We start from the raw sequence: 17,451 nt of genomic DNA, 5'->3' as shown, positions 1-17,451 counted from the left end.
GTTACCATTTATTTATCATATTCTGAACTTCTTCGTTCAAAATTTTAGCAAATTCTTCAAATTTCATAGTTCCTTTGTCACCTTCGCCTTGTCTACGAACAGAAACTTCTCCATTTTCTGCTTCTTTTTCGCCGACAATCAGCATATAAGGAATACGTTTCATCTCATTATCACGAATCTTACGGCCGATCTTCTCGTTACGATCATCTACAATCGCACGGATTTCGTGTATCTTCAGATACATCTTCACCTGCTCTGCATATTCATTGAACTTCTCACTGATTGGCAGAATAACTACCTGTTCCGGTGTCAGCCACAATGGGAATTTACCGGCAGTATGTTCAATCAGTACGGCAACAAAACGTTCCATTGATCCGAACGGAGCACGGTGAATCATTACCGGGCGATGCTTCTGATTGTCAGAACCCATATATTCAAGTTCAAAACGTTCCGGCAAGTTGTAGTCAACCTGGATCGTACCCAGCTGCCAACGACGACCGATAGCGTCTTTCACCATAAAGTCAAGTTTAGGACCATAGAAAGCTGCTTCTCCATACTCAATCTTAGCAGGCAATCCTTTTTCCGCACAAGCCTCGATAATAGCCTGTTCAGCCTTCTCCCAGTTATCATCGCTACCGATGTACTTTTCACGGTTCACTTTATCACGCAAGGATATCTGTGCTTCAAAATTCTGGAAATCCATAGAACGGAACACGATAGATATGATATCCATCACACGAAGGAATTCATCTTTCACTTGTTCCGGACGGCAGAAGATATGCGCATCATCCTGTGTAAAGCTACGTACACGAGTTAAACCATGTAACTCACCACTTTGTTCATAACGACAAACCGTACCAAATTCTGCAATACGCAATGGAAGGTCCTTATATGAACGTGGGAAGTTCTTGTAAATCTCACAGTGGTGAGGGCAGTTCATTGGTTTCAAGAAATACTCTTCACCCTCTTCCGGAGTATGAATAGGCTGGAATGCATCCTTACCATATTTTGCATAGTGACCTGAAGTCACATACAGCAATTTATTACCAATTGGCGGAGTGATTACTTCCTGATAATCGTAACGTGTCTGAATACGACGCAAGAACTCTTGCAGACGCAGACGCAATGCAGTACCTTTTGGCAACCACATAGGAAGTCCCTTACCTACAGTTTCGGAGAACATAAACAACTGCATCTCCTTACCGATCTTACGGTGGTCACGCTTCTTCGCTTCTTCCAGCAATATCAGATATTCATCCAGCATTTTTTTCTTCGGGAACGTGATACCATAAATACGGGTCAGCATCTTACGATCTTCATGACCGCGCCAGTAAGCACCAGCCACTGAAGTCAACTTGATAGCCTTGATCGGAGCAGTCGTCATCAAGTGAGGACCACGACAAAGGTCAGTAAATGCACCCTGGGTATAAGTTGTAATGTGTCCGTCTTCCAGTTCAGAGATCAATTCACATTTGTATGTTTCGCCACGATCGCCAAACATTTTCAGAGCATCTGTCTTTGCGATGCTTTTTCTGACTACCTCTTCTTTCTTTGCAGCCAGTTCCAACATTTTAGCTTCAATGGCTGGAAGGTCGCTTTCTTTAATCACAGCTTCACCCGGATCCACATCATAGTAGAATCCGTTCTCGATAGCCGGTCCGATACCAAACTGGATACCCGGATAAAGTTCCTGCAAAGCTTCCGCCAGCAAGTGTGCACTTGTATGCCAAAACGCATGTTTACCTTCTTCATCATCCCATTTATAAAGAACAAAATTAGCATCTTCATTAATAGGACGTCCTAAATCATAAGTCTCGCCGTTCACTCCACATGCCAGCACTTCCTGTGCCAGACGCGAGCTGATACTTTCAGCAATCTGTAAACCGTTCACTCCTTCGTTATATTCACGAACGGAGCCATCGGGAAATGTTATCTTTATCATAATATGATGATGTTATATTTTCATAATTTGAACGCAAAAGTAACTAAATCTTTTGAGTTTTCTATTTTTTATCAAAAAAATGTTATTCCGATTGATCTGTAAAACGTTTGATAACATTATAAGCAGAAATAATCCCCAACTCACCGGCTTTACTCAAATCAGAAATACCCAGCTTATTATTTCCTAAGAAAATATGAGTCAGTCCACGATTGAAGTAAGCGTCTGCAAAATCAGGATTCAGCTCGATCGCCTTATCATAGTCGACAATTGCAGCCCGGTAATCTTTCAACATGGCAGAAACATTGGCACGATTATAATATGCATATACAAAGTCCGGAGCCAGATTAATCACCTTGTCCAAATCTTTTCTGACTACCTCATAATCTACCGCGGTAATCTCTTTACGCTTATTATCACCAGGAACAACATCTGTTTCGACAGCTTGTTCCGCTTTCTGATATTCCAACTGTTTACAACGAATCAATGCACGCATAAAATATGCCGGGAAGAAATCACCATCCAGCAAGATTGTCTGAGTCAAATCAGAAACTGCACTCGAGAAGTCCTGCACCAAATAAAAATCAATTGCACGAGCAAAACGTTTTGAGGCATTCTTTTCATCTTCCACAATAGCCGATGTATGTGTATCGATCAAGGCAAAATGCACTTTCACCTGTTCTTCCGTCAACGGAGCTTCCATATTCGTGATGCGAAGACGTTTCGGAAGTATACCCGTACGGTTTAAATCCTCAATATATTTGTGAAAGTTCACCGAACGCTTCACGTCACTCATCTTCTCATAATAAGTCAAAGCGAACATCGGTTCCAGTTTTATATTTACGTTCTTATCCTGCACACGTCCACGATAATCACTTGTATAGCGTTGTTCAGCTTCGGAATCATCGGCAATCACTATCTTACGATAGTTATTCATATTCTTATCCGATTTCTTACGGGTCTTCTCTCCGCCTTCCTCTTCGTTTTCCTTATCCTTATTCTGTGCTACATCTTTATTCGTCACACCGTTTTGCTTATCTATCTGAGCTTTCATGACTTTAAACTCGTCCTGCTCTGCTCCTTTCTTGTCGCCAATCTTTCTGCGAGCTTCCGAACGCTGGTAATATCCGGCAAGGAAGTTCGGATACTGGTTGATAACAGTTGTGTAATCTTGTATTGCCCCGCGATAATCACCCGTTTGAGCACGTAGCAATCCACGGTTAAAGACAGCCATCATATTATCCGGTTCCATCTTGATGACAAAATCAAAATCTTCAATAGCCCGGTTGTCATCTCCTACCCGAGCACGCAACAAACCACGGTTATAATGACCGATAAAGTTATTCGGATCAATATCCAACGCCAGATCATAATCGCTCATAGCGCCTCTCAAATTATTCTGATGAAAGCGTGCCAATGCACGGTTTATATAATTTCCCGCATTCTTAGCGCTCAAAGGAATAGCACGGTTGAGATCCGCTTCAGCTTCCGCATACTTAGCCTGCTGTAATTTAACGATCGCTCTTGCAGACCATGCGTCCGGATCATATTTATCCAGTTCAAGAGCCTTATTGAAGTCGTTCAAAGCAGCAATCGTATCTTTCTGTTGCAAGGACACTTCCCCCCTCATCAAATAAGCGCGGGTATAACGCGGAGATACTTTCAGCAAACTTTCCAAATCCTCTTTCGCAGCATCATAATCTTTCTTCTGGATATGAGATAATGTCAGATTATGCCATAAGGTAATATTCTCCGGATCATAATGCAATGCTTTCTTGTAATCTTCAATCGCTCCATCAAATTTACTCTGACGAATCCTTGCCAAACCACGAATCTGATAAGCACCCACCACAAACGGATTGCGTTGGATAGCTGCATCACAGTCTGTTTCAGCACCCTGGAAATCCTCCAGATTTAGTTTTGCCAATGCCCTGAAGAAATAGGGCTCATACAGATAAGGTTTAGCGTTAATAACCTGGTTAAAGTACTGAATAGAAAGTACATAGTCCTCAAAATAAAGAGCGTTTCGGGCAATAGTCATCACCCGATCCGTATTTATCTGAGCACACACCAGCGTTGGGAACAGTAATAAAACTGTTAAGATTCTTTTTACCATTGATATTTTATGCTTGTAAACGAAGCAAAAATAATGCTTTTCGCTTACTTAACAGGGATATAAACGTTTTTTATCTTTATTTCACCTGTTTCATCTTATAAGAACTGCGTGCTTTTCCCTTCAACATCGTATTCAGCTTTCCTTTAATCATCTGCTTACGAAGCGGTGAGATATGGTCGATAAACATCTTACCATCCAAATGATCGAATTCATGCTGCATCACCCGAGCCAGATAACCCTCTACCTCTTCTTCATGCTCCACAAAATTCTCGTCCATATATTTCACGCGAATTTTATCACCTCTTTTCACTGTTTCATGAATACCGGGAAGACTGAGACAGCCCTCTTCCATGTTCACTTCTTCGCCCCCGACTTCCAGAATGTGGGGATTGATATAAGCCTTATTGAAGTCTTTAAATTCAGGATACTCCTCCGAAAGCGGATCCAACGTAATAGTAACCACGCGAATAGGCAAACCAATCTGCGGAGCAGCCAGTCCTACGCCATCGGCGTGCACCATTGTTTCAAACATGTTTTCAATCAACTCTTTCAGGTTCGGATAATCCGGTGTTATGTCCTCTGCAACCTTTCTCAATACAGGCTGACCATATACATAAATAGGTAAAATCATATTTTTATACTCTATTAAAAATTAAGTTATTTAATATCTTCTATTAAAAACGTTTACTCTCCAAATATGTTTGCAAAATAATAGTAGCACTTATCTCATCCACCAATGCTTTATTTTGGCGGTCCTTTTTCTTCAGACCGGCCTCCAACATGGTACGATGCGCAAGAACAGAAGTAAACCGTTCGTCCACATATTCGACCGGAAGGTCCGGATAGCGCTTCTTCAGCGAACGAACAAAAGGTTCTATATTCTTCATATTCTCCGAAACCTCATTATTCATTTGCTTTGGCAATCCAATAATAATCCGCTCCACCGGTTCTTTAGCCATATATTCACCGATAAAGTTCAGAAGTTCATGCGTAGGCACTGTTGTCAATCCGTTTGCGATTAACTGCATAGTATCGCTCACAGCTATCCCAGTACGCTTTCTTCCATAATCTATTGCTACTATTCTGCTCATGGGGTACAAAAATACAAAAAAGACGCTTCCTGTGAAAGGAAACGTCTCTTTTATTCTATTATTTAAAATGTATATTATTCTTCAACAATAGCTACACGGCTTAACTTAGCATCATCATAGAACATGTTGCCTACGCCACCCTTGTAATCAACTTTCAACTGAGAAGCAGGAACACCGAATTCATTAACCATCAGGTCACGAACTGCTTCAGCTCTCTTCTTACTCAATTTCATGTTATATTCAGCAGAACCAGTACCTTTATCAGCATAACCTGTTACAGTAAATACTTTATCAGTTGCTTTGATACCTTTAGCCATAGCTTCGATATTCATATACTCTCTCTTGCTGATGTTGCTCTTTCCAATATTAAATACAACAACGTAACGTGGAATGAAACCAGCTTCTTTCTTAACGATCACTTCCGGTTTTTTGTTACGTGCTTCAACCAAGTCACGTTTCAAAGATTCATTTTCACCCTTCAGAGCGTTTACTCTGTCTCTCATGTCGTTCAACTGACTTTCCGGAACCATCGGTACAGTAGGAACAGCATCCCAACCACGTTTCTTGAACTTGTAAGTAACACCTACAGTCAGACCAGCCAATCCTTCAGGACCTGAGTTACCAAATGCGCCTTTCATCAAAAGTCCGCGCAATTCAACGTTAAGATCCAAAGCTGAAGACAGACGGAAGCGGTTGATCAAACCGGCATTGATACCCAGTTCATCATAACCCGGACCTTTACCTGTGTGTACGAATCCAGCACCTACATAAGGAATGAATGAGTACAGACGATCTTCTTTATAACCACAGAACATATTGGTAAGGTTCAACAATACGTCTCCGTGAAGGTTAACAACATTCCATTTTTCTTTGTAGTAACCATTAGAGTACTGTCCTCCGTCTACAAGCGGACCGTTAGCATAAGGAGTAGCACCTTTAGCCTGAAGACCGTTGTAAGCCACGCGTAATCCGATACCTGGAGTAAACCACTTACCTACAGCAATGTCAAGTGCCGGAGCAAGACGTTTTCCGAAGTCGGCTTTACCATCATTGTCGCCAAAATACATTTGTGCGCCAACGCCACCACTAATAAACCAGTTAGCACCAAAGCGGTTAGTTTCCACTCTATAACTCTTTGCTGCATTTTCTTTTTCTTGTGCAGGCAGACATACAGATGCTGCTGCCAATAAAATAAACAATAAACCCTTTTTCATCTCAATTTATTTTAGTAAATAATATATTTCAATTGTCTTACAGGATAGATACACAACCCAAATGTTCTACACCTGACTAAGAGACAATAAACGTCATTCTTCTTTCTAAATTTAGTGCAAATATAGATATTTAATATAACACAAACAAAAAAACACGTAAATTTTCATTCATTCATAGATTTTTATAGAGCGATAAAAGTCTTAGATAACTCCAGAAGGCATCTGAAAGGGGTTGTGACAAAAGAATTAAAACAAAAAAAATAGTCAATGATAAATAATATCACTGACTATTTTTCTTCTTTGTCTATATACTTTGTTAATATACCAGTTTTACATTGTCAACCCATAATGTATTTCCCGGAGAACCGATATAAGCTCCTCCATGACTGGATGTGAATTGAATATACATATGAGTCGGAACATCATTTTCATCTCCCCAGGCCACTTCGTGGATAGGCACGCTTTCACCCTTGCTGTTCACCGTATAACTTTCGGTTGCTTGCAGACGCATCATGTGCGCCTTGTATTCCGGACGATTCGTTATATCACCATACATAATCTCATAAGTCACATTATTTTTCCAGTCCGTAGAGTGATAATAATAAGTCACCATTGTCCCTATCCGTTTCGCATACACATTTCCATTGGCATCTTCCCAACGTTTTTGCAGCAACAGGATAGCTGCCGGATAATCTTTTCCGGGCACATCCGTAATCTTACTGAAACCGGTAGCACGAATACGATTCTCCCGGTCAGACATCTTCACCTTGTAATCAAACTGAAGAGCAACCGGTTTTTTTGTAAACGGAATACCCGTCTGCAGCATTTTCTGCGGATTTTTAGTGCCCTTAATCGGCTCATGCACCGAACCGGTAAAGATAGAACCTGCCGCCAACACTGTAATATTAACCAATCCCAGCACTTTCACACTTTCCATGCGTGTATCCAAACGAGCACAGTATCCATCTCCCCGCTTCTCCGGAAAGACCGAAGTATTAGTTTTCGTAATACCGGCCACTTTCGCCATCACATTCGAAGTAGCCCAAGGCGAACCACCCATATTCTTATAAACCTGATCTCCCTTGATCACCGACGTCGGCCCTATCGCATATACATTCTTAGTATTCCCACCAATAATGCTCGACTCCTTTATCTGACGGTCCACCCATTGATCCATGTCCCCGAAAGGAATCACCTCAACTTTATGTTGCGCCATCAAAGACAAGGAAGAAATAAATGCAACGAAACCTGTCATCAACAGGCGATGAATGCTTTTCTGAATCATCAATACTTTTCCTTTCTTTTTCTTCTTATAATTTATAATCCCATTGTTTCAAAGCAAAATCCCAGTTCTTTTCTACCAATTGAATCGTACGGTCATCATATTTATATTTATTCTTCTTATATCCCTTCTTTCCGCCCACGTATTTTTCTATATCGCTACGTGCTTCAGCAAATCCGGGGATAGAAAGAGACTTATAAATAGTTTCCGTCATGCCCATCGCATCCGCTTCGAAATCTTCAAATTTCACTTCCATCAGGTTACCTTCCGGAATAAACTTCTTATCCGATTCATACTTATGATAAAGCTTTGCATAGATAGAAAGGATATTTTCCTCCAATTGTTCATTGCTAACATCCTGCAATTTCAACGGCTGAATCGTATTTGTAAAGAAACTGCGTGTAGATTCGAATACAGTATACGGGTTACGCACCAGGTAGATAAACTTAGCATTCGGGAACATTTTCACCAATTCCTTCACCCTTCCGGTATGCGGAGGGTTCTTACTAAGGAATTGAGTACCATGAGTATTCCACAAAGAAATCTTAATCAATTTAGTGAACACCTCTTCAAATACCTTCAATTCGGCATCCGTTATGTCATCAAACAAAAGATATTTATCAGCGTACTCCTGCTGATACTTCGGCAGAAACCAGAAATTATAATAGGTATAAGGCATCATGTTCGACAAAGCAAACTCCTCTTCCTGGGGAAGATCCACTGCCAGTTCCATATTATCCGTCGGACGCTTATCCGGCATCAGCCAACTCATATTCTTTTTGAAGAAAGGTTGTCCCCACATCATCAGATGAGGAAATACAGTCTGATAAGTAGTGTTATACCCAAAATGCTTATCACAAGAGAATACATTATGTACAAACGTAGTTCCGCTTCGCCAGTGTCCCAGGATAAATACCGGGTCATGCTCCAACGGCTGATTAGCGAGCAGTTTCTCGTAACGCTTGTCCTGCAATGACGCCAATGGAGAAAGCAATCGACACACAGCCTTAGTCAATCGATATTTCCCCTTGTAGGCTGCATCAATTTCACGACCGGCAGTAATAGCCTTGAATGTCTTCCAGTCGGCACCTACCAATGTATTAATCGGAAGTTTATTAAATTCGAGTAATCCCACTTTATTAATTAAAAATTAAAAATCGAAAATTAGAAATGACAGTAAAACCATCATTTCCAACTTCCAAATTATTGTTTAACAATCTATTTTATTAGTCGTACGGCCAAGCCCTGGCGTTCCAACTCCTTCACAGCTTTTTCTACCGCTTCATAATGTTCCGGAGCAATTCCCAGCTTCGTCATATCCAATACCGGCACATCTTCCGTGTCACTCATATCTTTCATTTCCACCCGGTCGATAATCATACCTACCGCAGAAGTATTATCGGTGATCGGGTCAATCAAGATAAAGGAACCGCACGATTTATTTTTCTTATAAGGATCAAAGAACAGCTCTTTAGCCGTAGTCAATACCACGCGAGCAATCTGATTCAATTGCAAAGGCAAAGTTTCTTTGGTCAACTGGCCATTCTCCAGAGACAGATGTTCCATTGTATTCACATCCACCTTGTACTTTATTGTATCGATGCGCGTACGGCTCAAATTGGTAGTCTGTTTAATAAAGAACGATTTATTAATATCCATCGGTTCTTCATCCATCCAAACCATCATCGCTTCAAAATTACGATCCACAGTCGGCAGATTGTCAGGATGCACCAACATTTCACCACGTGACACGTCAATTTCATCTTCCAGCGTCAAAGTCACAGACTGCGGTGGGAAGGCATAATCCAACTCTCCGTCATAAGTCACGATGCTCTTCACCTTAGAAGTTTTTCCGGAAGGAAGTGCCATCACTGTATCGCCTTTGCGAACAATCCCCGATGCCACTTTACCGCAGAATCCTCTGAAGTCCAAATTCGGACGAAGCACATATTGAACCGGGAAACGGAAATCCGTAAAGTTGTGGTCATTGTCGATATGAACCGTTTCAAGGAAATCGAGCAAAGAAATCCCCTTGTACCACGGAGTACGTTCAGACTTATCCACCACATTATCCCCATCCAATGCAGAAAGAGGAATGCAGTTTACGTCCGGAATACCCAACGGAGTAACAAACTTCTTATAGTCAGCCACAATCTCATTAAAACGCTCTTCCGAGAAGTCCACCAAGTCCATCTTGTTGACAGCCAATACCACATGCTTGATCCCCAGCAAAGACACCAGGAAAGTGTGACGACGAGTCTGGGTAATCACTCCCGTGCGGGCATCCACCAAGATGATAGCCAGGTTTGCCGTAGATCCGCCGGTAATCATGTTACGTGTGTATTGTTCGTGCCCCGGAGTATCCGCGATGATAAACTTACGTCCATTAGTAGAAAAATAGCGATAAGCCACATCAATTGTAATTCCCTGTTCACGTTCAGCCTTCAAACCATCCAGCAATAATGCATAGTCGATATGCTCACCTGCATTTCCTACACGTTTACTATCACGTTCCAGTGCATCCAGTTGATCCTCATACAATTTCTTACTGTCAAACAACAAGCGTCCGATCAATGTTGATTTTCCGTCATCCACCGAACCCGCAGTCAACAATCTCAATAAGTCTTTCTGTTCATCCTTGTCCAGAAAAGCTTTTATATCTAATTTATTATCTGCCATTACTAGTTACAATTAAAAGTATCCTTCACGTTTCTTTTGTTCCATACTACCCTCCTGGTCAAAGTCAATCACACGGGTAGTACGTTCACTCTTGGTGGTAGTCATCATTTCTTCCACAATCTCTTCGATTGTAGCAGCTCCGCTTTCCACCGCCCCAGTCAGAGGCCAGCAGCCCAACGTACGGAAACGCACCATCTTCATTTCAATCTGATCCCGGTACTTTTCAGGCAAACGCTCATCATCTGCCATAATGATATTACCATCCAAATTAATCACCGGACGTTCCTTAGCATAATAAAGCGGAACAATCGGAATATTCTCCAGACGAATATACTGCCAGATATCCAACTCTGTCCAGTTACTAATCGGGAATACACGGATACTTTCCCCCTTGTGCACACGGGCATTATAAATATCCCACAATTCAGGACGCTGATTTTTCGGGTCCCATTGATGAAATTTATCCCGGAAAGAGAAAATACGTTCCTTCGCGCGTGACTTTTCCTCATCGCGGCGGGCCCCACCAAATGCAGCATCAAACTTATATTTATCCAGCGCATGAAGCAATGCCTGCGTCTTCATCAAGTCTGTATGCACTTTACTTCCATGCGTAAAAGGTCCTACCCCTGCATGAAAAGCCTCCATATTACTTTCCACGATCAGATTCCATCCGTACTTCTTCGCATATTCATCACGGAACTGAATCATCTCCTTGAATTTCCATTTCGAGTCGATGTGCATCAATGGAAATGGCACTTTACCCGGATAAAACGCTTTTTCAGCCAAGCGTACCATCACCGAAGAATCCTTTCCAATACTGTAAAGCATCACCGGATTCTCAAATTCCGCCGCCACCTCGCGGATGATATGAATAGACTCGGCTTCGAGTTCCTTCAAGTGGCTTAATTTATATTCTTCCATTATTTTTAAAATTATGAATTACGAATTATGAATTTGCTGATAACCGCATACTAATTCTTCATCCCTAATTCCTCATTCTTCATTTTATACTCTTCACTTTTGGCAAAACAAGCTCCAACAAACGGTTCACCGATTCCTCCAAAGTCAATTTGGAAGTATCCAGTGACAAAGCCGGATGTTCCGGAACCTCGAATGGTGCGGAAATTCCTGTAAAATTCTGAATCTCCCCTTTCCGTGCCTTCGCATATAAGCCTTTCACATCACGTTTCTCACACTCCTCCAACGGAGTGCTAACGAAAACCTCCAGAAAATCATCCTTACCGATAATATTCGCAGCCATTTCGCGAATATCATTATTAGGGCTGATAAATGCAGCAATCGTAATGATGCCACTATCCAGAAACAGCTTAGACACTTCAGCTATACGACGAATATTTTCCACCCGGTCCGTTTCGGAGAATCCCAGGTTATTATTAATTCCACTACGGATATTATCCCCATCCAAGATACGGCAAAGCAATCCGCGCTTATGGAGTTCACGTTCCAATGCAATAGCAATCGTGCTCTTTCCGGAGCCGCTCAATCCGGTAAACCAGATCATCACACTGTGTTGCCCTAAAAGTTCTTCTTTATCCTGCCGCGTCATCATGCGGTCAAATATCGGATATATATGGTTCTTTTCTTCCATTTACAGATTTATTTATTAAAAGTTCCAGATCAATGGGATCAGGATAATAGATATTAAGAAAGTTATAATATTAAGCGGCAAACCGATACGTACAAAATCCGTAAACTTATAGTTACCGATACCTTGCACAATCAGATTCGTTTGATAACCGATAGGCGTTGAGAAGCTGGCAGATGCAGCCATACAAATCACCACAAAGAAGGGCGTCGGACTTACTCCCAATTGTGAAGCAATCGACAATGCCAGCGGGAAAGCCAAAGCAGCCGCAGCATTATTCGTTATCAGTTCCGTAAACAGATTCGTAATGATAAACAACATCGCGAGCAACACGTGCGGACCATAATCATCACTCAATCCGATAATAAACTTCGCAACGCTATCTGCCACGCCGGAGTTCACCATTGCCTTACTGATAGCAAACGCACAGGCAATCGTAATCAATATATCCCACGAAATATATTTAGTGTATTTACGAGCAGGGAACAGATTTGTCCATGCCATAATAATAGTAGTGATAGACACAAAGAAAAACATATCCAACTTGATATCCGGAAACATCTCCTTTGTTATCGGAAGCTCACCCACCGTTGCACCCACAATCATCAGAACCAATAACAGCAAAGCAAACCAACGTTTTTTCTTTCCGGTAGTATCCGGTTCATTTCCATTCGTCAACAAGACAAACACAGAAGATTCACCCCATGTCGGAATAAATGTATCATCAGCCATCACCACCAGCGTATCTCCTTCGTGAAGTACCACATCCTCCAGATTCGACACAAAACGTTGTCCGTTACGTGTTTTAATCTCTTTTACCTCCGCACCGTAATGACGTTGGAAATTAAAATCCTTCAGTTTTTTATTGATACCGGGAAAACGGGCACCCAAAACCGCCTCTACCCGATGCAACTTCTCCCCTTCCTCTACTTCTTCATCCGGCACAGCCGTGTCCGGACGCGCATCCGGCAAAAGACGCTTGGAAAAAAGAAATATATAAATAATTCCGGCAATAGCGATGAATATTCCCACCTTTCCGAGTTCGAACATGGAGAAGCCTTCAAATCCGGCTTCCAATATCATTCCATGCACCACCAGGTTAGTAGAAGTACCGATCAATGTACAGATACCTCCCAAAATAGTCACATAAGAAAGAGGAATCAGGAACTTCGTAGCCGGGAGATTCACCGATTTAGCCCAATGCTTGATAATCGGAGCAAAAATAACCACGACAGGCGTATTATTCAGAAAGGCAGAAATAAAAGCCACCGAAGGCAAGATACGCAACTGTGCTTTAAACACCGTTGTCTTTCCCTGCGGAAGCAACTTCTTAATCACTTGTCCCAGTGTACCCGACTGACGAATACCTTCACTCACCAAAAACAGCAGAGCAACGGTAATCATCCCTTTATTACTAAACCCTTCCAGCATCTCCTTAGGAGTCAGAATGCCGGCACACAGAAACAAAACCACTACCGAAAAAAGTATCATGCCCGGACGCATCTTGTCTGCTACCAAAGCCGCTACCATTCCTAATAGGGATAATAGTACAAATACAATTTCAAATGTCATATAAACATTATTTAGTGTTCTCTTTTTGGCTCAACAACAAACCACGGATTCAATAAATCCTCCTTGTTATATCGTAGAGGTTCTTCCTTGCCAGCCTGATATACTTCCATCCCTGCGGCACGGGCTATCGCATGCCCTGCAGCCGTATCCCACTCCATCGTCGGAGCGAAACGCGGATATACATCAGCCTTTCCTTCAGCAACCAGACAGATTTTAATAGAACTTCCACTCGAAATCAACTCCACACTGCCGTGTTTCTTCTTTAAATCTGCAATATATGATTCTGTTTCAGGCGACAGGTGCGAACGTGAAGCAACCACAATCAGATGATCGTGCACTTCCTTCAAAGGTAACCGTTCCGATTTCGCAACCAGTTCTTCCAATGCCACGCCGTCACCTTCCCAACTGACAATACCGGAACATTTATAAGCCCCTGCACCTTCAATCCCGAAATAAAGTTCTTTTTTCACAGGCACATAAATAACACCGAACACAGGCACAGAATTCTGCACCAAAGCGATATTTACCGTAAATTCTCCATTACGCTTAATAAACTCCTTCGTTCCATCCAGCGGATCTACAATCCATAAAGTATCCCACTCACGTCGAGTCTCATACCCTAAATGCTTCCCTTCTTCACTAAGAACAGGAAAAGGAGTATCATTCAGAATAGCCACAATTGCTTCATGCGCTTTTCTGTCTGCTATAGTTAGCGGAGAGTTATCGGCCTTTCTCTCTATTTCAAAGTCCGATGCCGGATCATTATAAATAGAAAGAATCTTTTCACCTGCTTTTAAAGCCGCGTCGATAGCAGCCATTACATATTTTTGTTCCATTCAATCTCTAAATTAATGCCCTATTCACATTCAGGCAATACATTCTCCAAATTAAGAATTGACAAAAGTAAAAACTTTCTTTGCTATAAAAGTTTCCCTCCTATCATTTATAACTTCTTTTAGTAGAAAGATAAAAATATCTAAACGAAGAAGTCACTCATTTTCAATAAAAAAGCAGTAACTTCCCAGTTACCGCCTTCTTATTCGGAAAAAAACGTTCGTTCTTTCCAATATATATTACCAAAAAGAAATCAATATACGCGATACAGCAACCAAGCCCCCTGGAAATCCGAACGGTTCGGATATTTAGCCTTGAATGCGTCGCGAGCTTCAGCAGCAGCAGCCTTATCAGCAAATGAATTCACGATAACGCGATACATTGCCTTGTCAGCATTAAATGCAATCGTAGAGTGATATCCTTGTCCATCCAACCAATCTTTCAGGCCTTCAGCATTCGCTTTCACACCAAAGCTACCTGCTACGATGCTATAATCTTTCAACCCTTCGTTGCCGGAAACCACTGTAACCTTTTCCTGACGAACGCCGGATGTATCTGCCACTTTAGTAGTTGTCACAGGAGCTGCAACCACCGGAGTTACTTCTACCGGAGCTTCCACCTGCGGTTCTGCCAATTCTTGCTGTTTCGCTTTTTCGTAAGCTTTCTTATAGGCACTTTCGCTGGATTTACAAGATGCAAATGCTAGCACCAAGCATACTCCCATTCCTAATACGACTAATTTTTTCATAATCCTATACTCTGTTTTAATTAATAATTCAATATTTTCGTCTATTACATTTAGTTTCGGGCAACAAAATAATAGAAATTTTATCATCCGGCAAAGAAATCCGTCAAAAAAACATCTATTCCGGCTTTTTCTTATACGAAATAGTACCCGTTGCCTGATAAGTAGGCATCAAAAGCACCTCCGCAATCTGAATATGCGCAGGAGCCGACGCGGCAAAATAAACTGTTTCCGCAATGTCATCTCCCGTCAACGGACGAATCCCTTTATAAAAATTATCGGCAGCTTCCTTATCTCCCCGGTAACGCACCACTGTAAAGTTTGTCTCCACCATTCCCGGTTTGATGTTCGTCACTCTCAACGGAGTATCCACCAAATCGATCCGGAGTCCGTCCGAAAGAGCCTTCACGGCAGCTTTCGTTGCGCAATACACACTCCCACCCGGATAAGCGGCATCACCGGCAATAGATCCGATATTAATAATATGTCCGCGCCCGCGTTCTACCATACCGGGAACCACCAAACGCGTCATTGCCAGCAATCCTCTTATATTCGTATCGATCATGATATCCCATTCATCCAGGTTACCCTCGAATTCCTTATCCACACCGATCACCAGCCCGGCGTTGTTCACCAACACATCAATCGCCTTCCATTCTTCGGGCAATGATTCCAAAGAGGCGGCAGCCAGCTTCCGGTCGCGCACATCAAAGGGCAATATATAAACCCGTACACCATGCGTCGCTTCCAGTTCAGCTTTCAGTTCTTCCAGTTTCGAAACGGTACGGGCATTCAGAATCAGATTCCATCCCTCCTTCGCAAATTTACGGGCACAACCTTCGCCAATTCCGCTACTGGCACCGGTTATAAAAACAATCTTAGCTTCCATTATGTTTTGATTTACAATATTCGAAAACAAAAGTACGCCTTAACCTTCAAAGGTTAGCTACGAAAGTCAGTTAAATAAGATTAAACCATAAAAGAAAAAAAGAATTATAAAACGTAGCAAAAAATTTCAGTTTTCACGAACAACCTTTCCATAAAAATGTTATATTTGTTGTATCATAATCATTTTAAACATTATACATTATGAAAGGATTGAATGTTTTAGCAGCTTTTCTGGGTGGTGCAGCCGTAGGCGCAGCCCTTGGTATTTTATTTGCTCCTGAAAAAGGAGAAGACACCCGTCACAAAATCGCAGAGATTCTTCGTAAAAAGGGAATCAAACTGAATCGCAGCGAAATGGAAACTCTCGTTGATGAGATTGCTGCGGAGATGAAAGGAGAAATAGCAGAATAAGTGAGTAATCAAAGACTAAAAACAGAGCGACCATGTTTGCAGACGATAAAAGTATTGAGAATTTTCAGCAGTTGTTTTTCGAGTTCAAGAAATATCTAGAGCTTCAAAAAGAATATACCAAATTAGAATTGACGGAGAAGTTAACCATACTTTTTTCCACGTTAATTATGATATTAATACTTATTATCCTTGGCATGGTGGCTCTGTTTTATCTGCTTTTTGCTCTTGCTTATATATTGGAGCCTTTAGTGGGCGGTCTGATGTCGAGTTTCGCCATCATTGCAGGCATCAATGTTGTTCTCATCGCCCTAGTTATTATTTTCCGCAAGCAGCTCATCATTTCTCCGATGGTGAACTTCCTCGCTAATTTATTTTTAACTGATTCAAATAAATAAATTATGAATGCGCAGACCCCGCAGAAATTTACATTAGAAGAGATTGCCGAACGTAAAAAAAAGCTTTTAAATGAGATCCATGCTCAAAAAAAAGCCATGACAGCTACTACACGCGAAATATTCGCCCCACTTGCTCCGGCAACCAATAAGGCGGATGCAATCATGCGTTCGTTTAATACCGGTATGGCTGTATTTGATGGCGTAGTGATGGGAATCAAGATTATGCGGAAGGTGCGGGCGTATTTTAGAAATTTGAAATAAAAAATCATTTAATCAATCGCTTGATTAGATACTTTCAAATCATCTACGATTTGCTGTAGCACATCTTTTAACTTCGGCAAATCATGTTTTATCACGTCATAAACAATTTCAGCATCTAAATCAAAATAATGATGTGCGATTATATCCCTCATTCCCATTACTCCTTTCCAATCCATCCCTGGATAGAAAGATAATAACTTTTTATCTGTTAATTTATCAACACCTTTCACTCCTTCACCTATAGCTATTAATAACATACAAGTACTCTCCAATCTTTCCATCCCAGACGGAGTCAATAAATAAAAAGAAGGAGAGGTAATAGTTTCCGAGTTCGCTAATATCCTTTCCACCGTTTGGAGAATTTTCGGCTCACCCGAAATTTCTTGGGGGTAACTATTTGTAGCTTTCTTTAAAGTGA

At 41.5% G+C, this 17,451-nt stretch carries 18 protein-coding genes; 3 read left to right on the top strand and 15 right to left on the bottom strand.

The annotated features are described in order from the left end of the window. Window position 1 precedes the first annotated feature (1 nt). From thrS to DW173_RS12710, 14 genes are all read right to left on the bottom strand, one after another. Window positions 2-1,942: a threonine--tRNA ligase gene (gene thrS, locus DW173_RS12775; RefSeq protein ID WP_004313247.1), complete on the bottom strand. Its 1,941-nt coding sequence runs from the start codon at window positions 1,940-1,942 to the stop codon at window positions 2-4. Window positions 1,943-2,024: 82 nt separating this feature from the next. Next, complete coding sequence (locus tag DW173_RS12770) at window positions 2,025-4,055, bottom strand: tetratricopeptide repeat protein (RefSeq protein WP_120144529.1); 2,031 nt, start codon at window positions 4,053-4,055, stop codon at window positions 2,025-2,027. Window positions 4,056-4,131: 76 nt separating this feature from the next. Next, window positions 4,132-4,686, bottom strand: a complete 555-nt coding sequence (gene def / locus DW173_RS12765; RefSeq protein WP_004313245.1) for a peptide deformylase — start codon at window positions 4,684-4,686, stop codon at window positions 4,132-4,134. A 43-nt stretch (window positions 4,687-4,729) separates the two neighbouring features. Next, the gene (gene ruvX / locus DW173_RS12760; protein WP_008021987.1) at window positions 4,730-5,146 is read right to left on the bottom strand and encodes a Holliday junction resolvase RuvX; all 417 of its coding nucleotides are present in this window, start codon (window positions 5,144-5,146) and stop codon (window positions 4,730-4,732) included. 74 nt (window positions 5,147-5,220) lie between these two features. Then, window positions 5,221-6,360, bottom strand: a complete 1,140-nt coding sequence (locus DW173_RS12755) for an OmpA family protein (RefSeq protein WP_004313243.1) — start codon at window positions 6,358-6,360, stop codon at window positions 5,221-5,223. Window positions 6,361-6,676: 316 nt separating this feature from the next. Next, window positions 6,677-7,645 carry a PCMD domain-containing protein gene (locus tag DW173_RS12750; RefSeq protein WP_120144528.1) on the bottom strand — a complete coding sequence of 323 codons (969 nt, stop codon included), beginning with the start codon at window positions 7,643-7,645 and terminating at the stop codon, window positions 6,677-6,679. A gap of 25 nt (window positions 7,646-7,670) precedes the next feature. Then, window positions 7,671-8,777: a sulfotransferase family protein gene (locus DW173_RS12745; RefSeq protein ID WP_004313241.1), complete on the bottom strand. Its 1,107-nt coding sequence runs from the start codon at window positions 8,775-8,777 to the stop codon at window positions 7,671-7,673. 83 nt (window positions 8,778-8,860) lie between these two features. Further along, on the bottom strand, window positions 8,861-10,321 hold the full coding sequence (cysN, locus tag DW173_RS12740; RefSeq protein ID WP_087322492.1) for a sulfate adenylyltransferase subunit CysN: 1,461 nt from the start codon (window positions 10,319-10,321) through the stop codon (window positions 8,861-8,863). A 12-nt stretch (window positions 10,322-10,333) separates the two neighbouring features. Next, window positions 10,334-11,245: a sulfate adenylyltransferase subunit CysD gene (gene cysD, locus DW173_RS12735; RefSeq protein WP_181981116.1), complete on the bottom strand. Its 912-nt coding sequence runs from the start codon at window positions 11,243-11,245 to the stop codon at window positions 10,334-10,336. A gap of 76 nt (window positions 11,246-11,321) precedes the next feature. Beyond that, window positions 11,322-11,930 carry an adenylyl-sulfate kinase gene (gene cysC / locus DW173_RS12730; protein WP_015531641.1) on the bottom strand — a complete coding sequence of 203 codons (609 nt, stop codon included), beginning with the start codon at window positions 11,928-11,930 and terminating at the stop codon, window positions 11,322-11,324. Between the two features lie 15 nt (window positions 11,931-11,945). Further along, window positions 11,946-13,499 (bottom strand): SLC13 family permease, encoded by a 1,554-nt coding sequence (locus DW173_RS12725; RefSeq protein WP_008021979.1) that lies wholly within the window; start codon window positions 13,497-13,499, stop codon window positions 11,946-11,948. Window positions 13,500-13,510: 11 nt separating this feature from the next. After that, the gene (cysQ, locus tag DW173_RS12720) at window positions 13,511-14,335 is read right to left on the bottom strand and encodes a 3'(2'),5'-bisphosphate nucleotidase CysQ (RefSeq protein ID WP_008021977.1); all 825 of its coding nucleotides are present in this window, start codon (window positions 14,333-14,335) and stop codon (window positions 13,511-13,513) included. A 251-nt stretch (window positions 14,336-14,586) separates the two neighbouring features. Further along, entirely contained in the window at window positions 14,587-15,081 is a 495-nt protein-coding gene (locus DW173_RS12715; RefSeq protein WP_004313235.1) for an SPOR domain-containing protein, read from the bottom strand. A 115-nt stretch (window positions 15,082-15,196) separates the two neighbouring features. Continuing rightward, window positions 15,197-15,967 (bottom strand): SDR family oxidoreductase, encoded by a 771-nt coding sequence (locus DW173_RS12710; protein ID WP_004313234.1) that lies wholly within the window; start codon window positions 15,965-15,967, stop codon window positions 15,197-15,199. Between the two features lie 200 nt (window positions 15,968-16,167). Here DW173_RS12710 and DW173_RS12705 point away from each other — a divergent pair, with 200 nt between their 5' ends. Genes DW173_RS12705 through DW173_RS12695 form a run of 3 tightly spaced genes read left to right on the top strand, consistent with a single transcriptional unit; the run spans window position 16,168 to window position 17,033 of the window. Beyond that, window positions 16,168-16,377, top strand: a complete 210-nt coding sequence (locus DW173_RS12705) for a YtxH domain-containing protein (RefSeq protein WP_004297513.1) — start codon at window positions 16,168-16,170, stop codon at window positions 16,375-16,377. Window positions 16,378-16,409: 32 nt separating this feature from the next. Then, window positions 16,410-16,772 carry a phage holin family protein gene (locus tag DW173_RS12700; RefSeq protein ID WP_004313233.1) on the top strand — a complete coding sequence of 121 codons (363 nt, stop codon included), beginning with the start codon at window positions 16,410-16,412 and terminating at the stop codon, window positions 16,770-16,772. 3 nt (window positions 16,773-16,775) lie between these two features. After that, window positions 16,776-17,033, top strand: coding sequence for a hypothetical protein (locus DW173_RS12695; protein WP_087318912.1), 258 nt, complete (start codon window positions 16,776-16,778; stop codon window positions 17,031-17,033). Window positions 17,034-17,041: 8 nt separating this feature from the next. On the opposite strand, the gene DW173_RS12690 is transcribed toward DW173_RS12695, so the two are convergent. Then, on the bottom strand, window positions 17,042-17,413 hold the full coding sequence (locus tag DW173_RS12690; protein ID WP_120144559.1) for a DUF86 domain-containing protein: 372 nt from the start codon (window positions 17,411-17,413) through the stop codon (window positions 17,042-17,044). Between the last annotated feature and the right edge of the window lie 38 nt (window positions 17,414-17,451).

Source organism: Bacteroides sp. AM16-13, from assembly GCF_003602705.1.
Lineage (GTDB): Bacteria > Bacteroidota > Bacteroidia > Bacteroidales > Bacteroidaceae > Bacteroides > Bacteroides xylanisolvens.
This window is presented reverse-complemented; position numbering and strand designations above follow the sequence as displayed.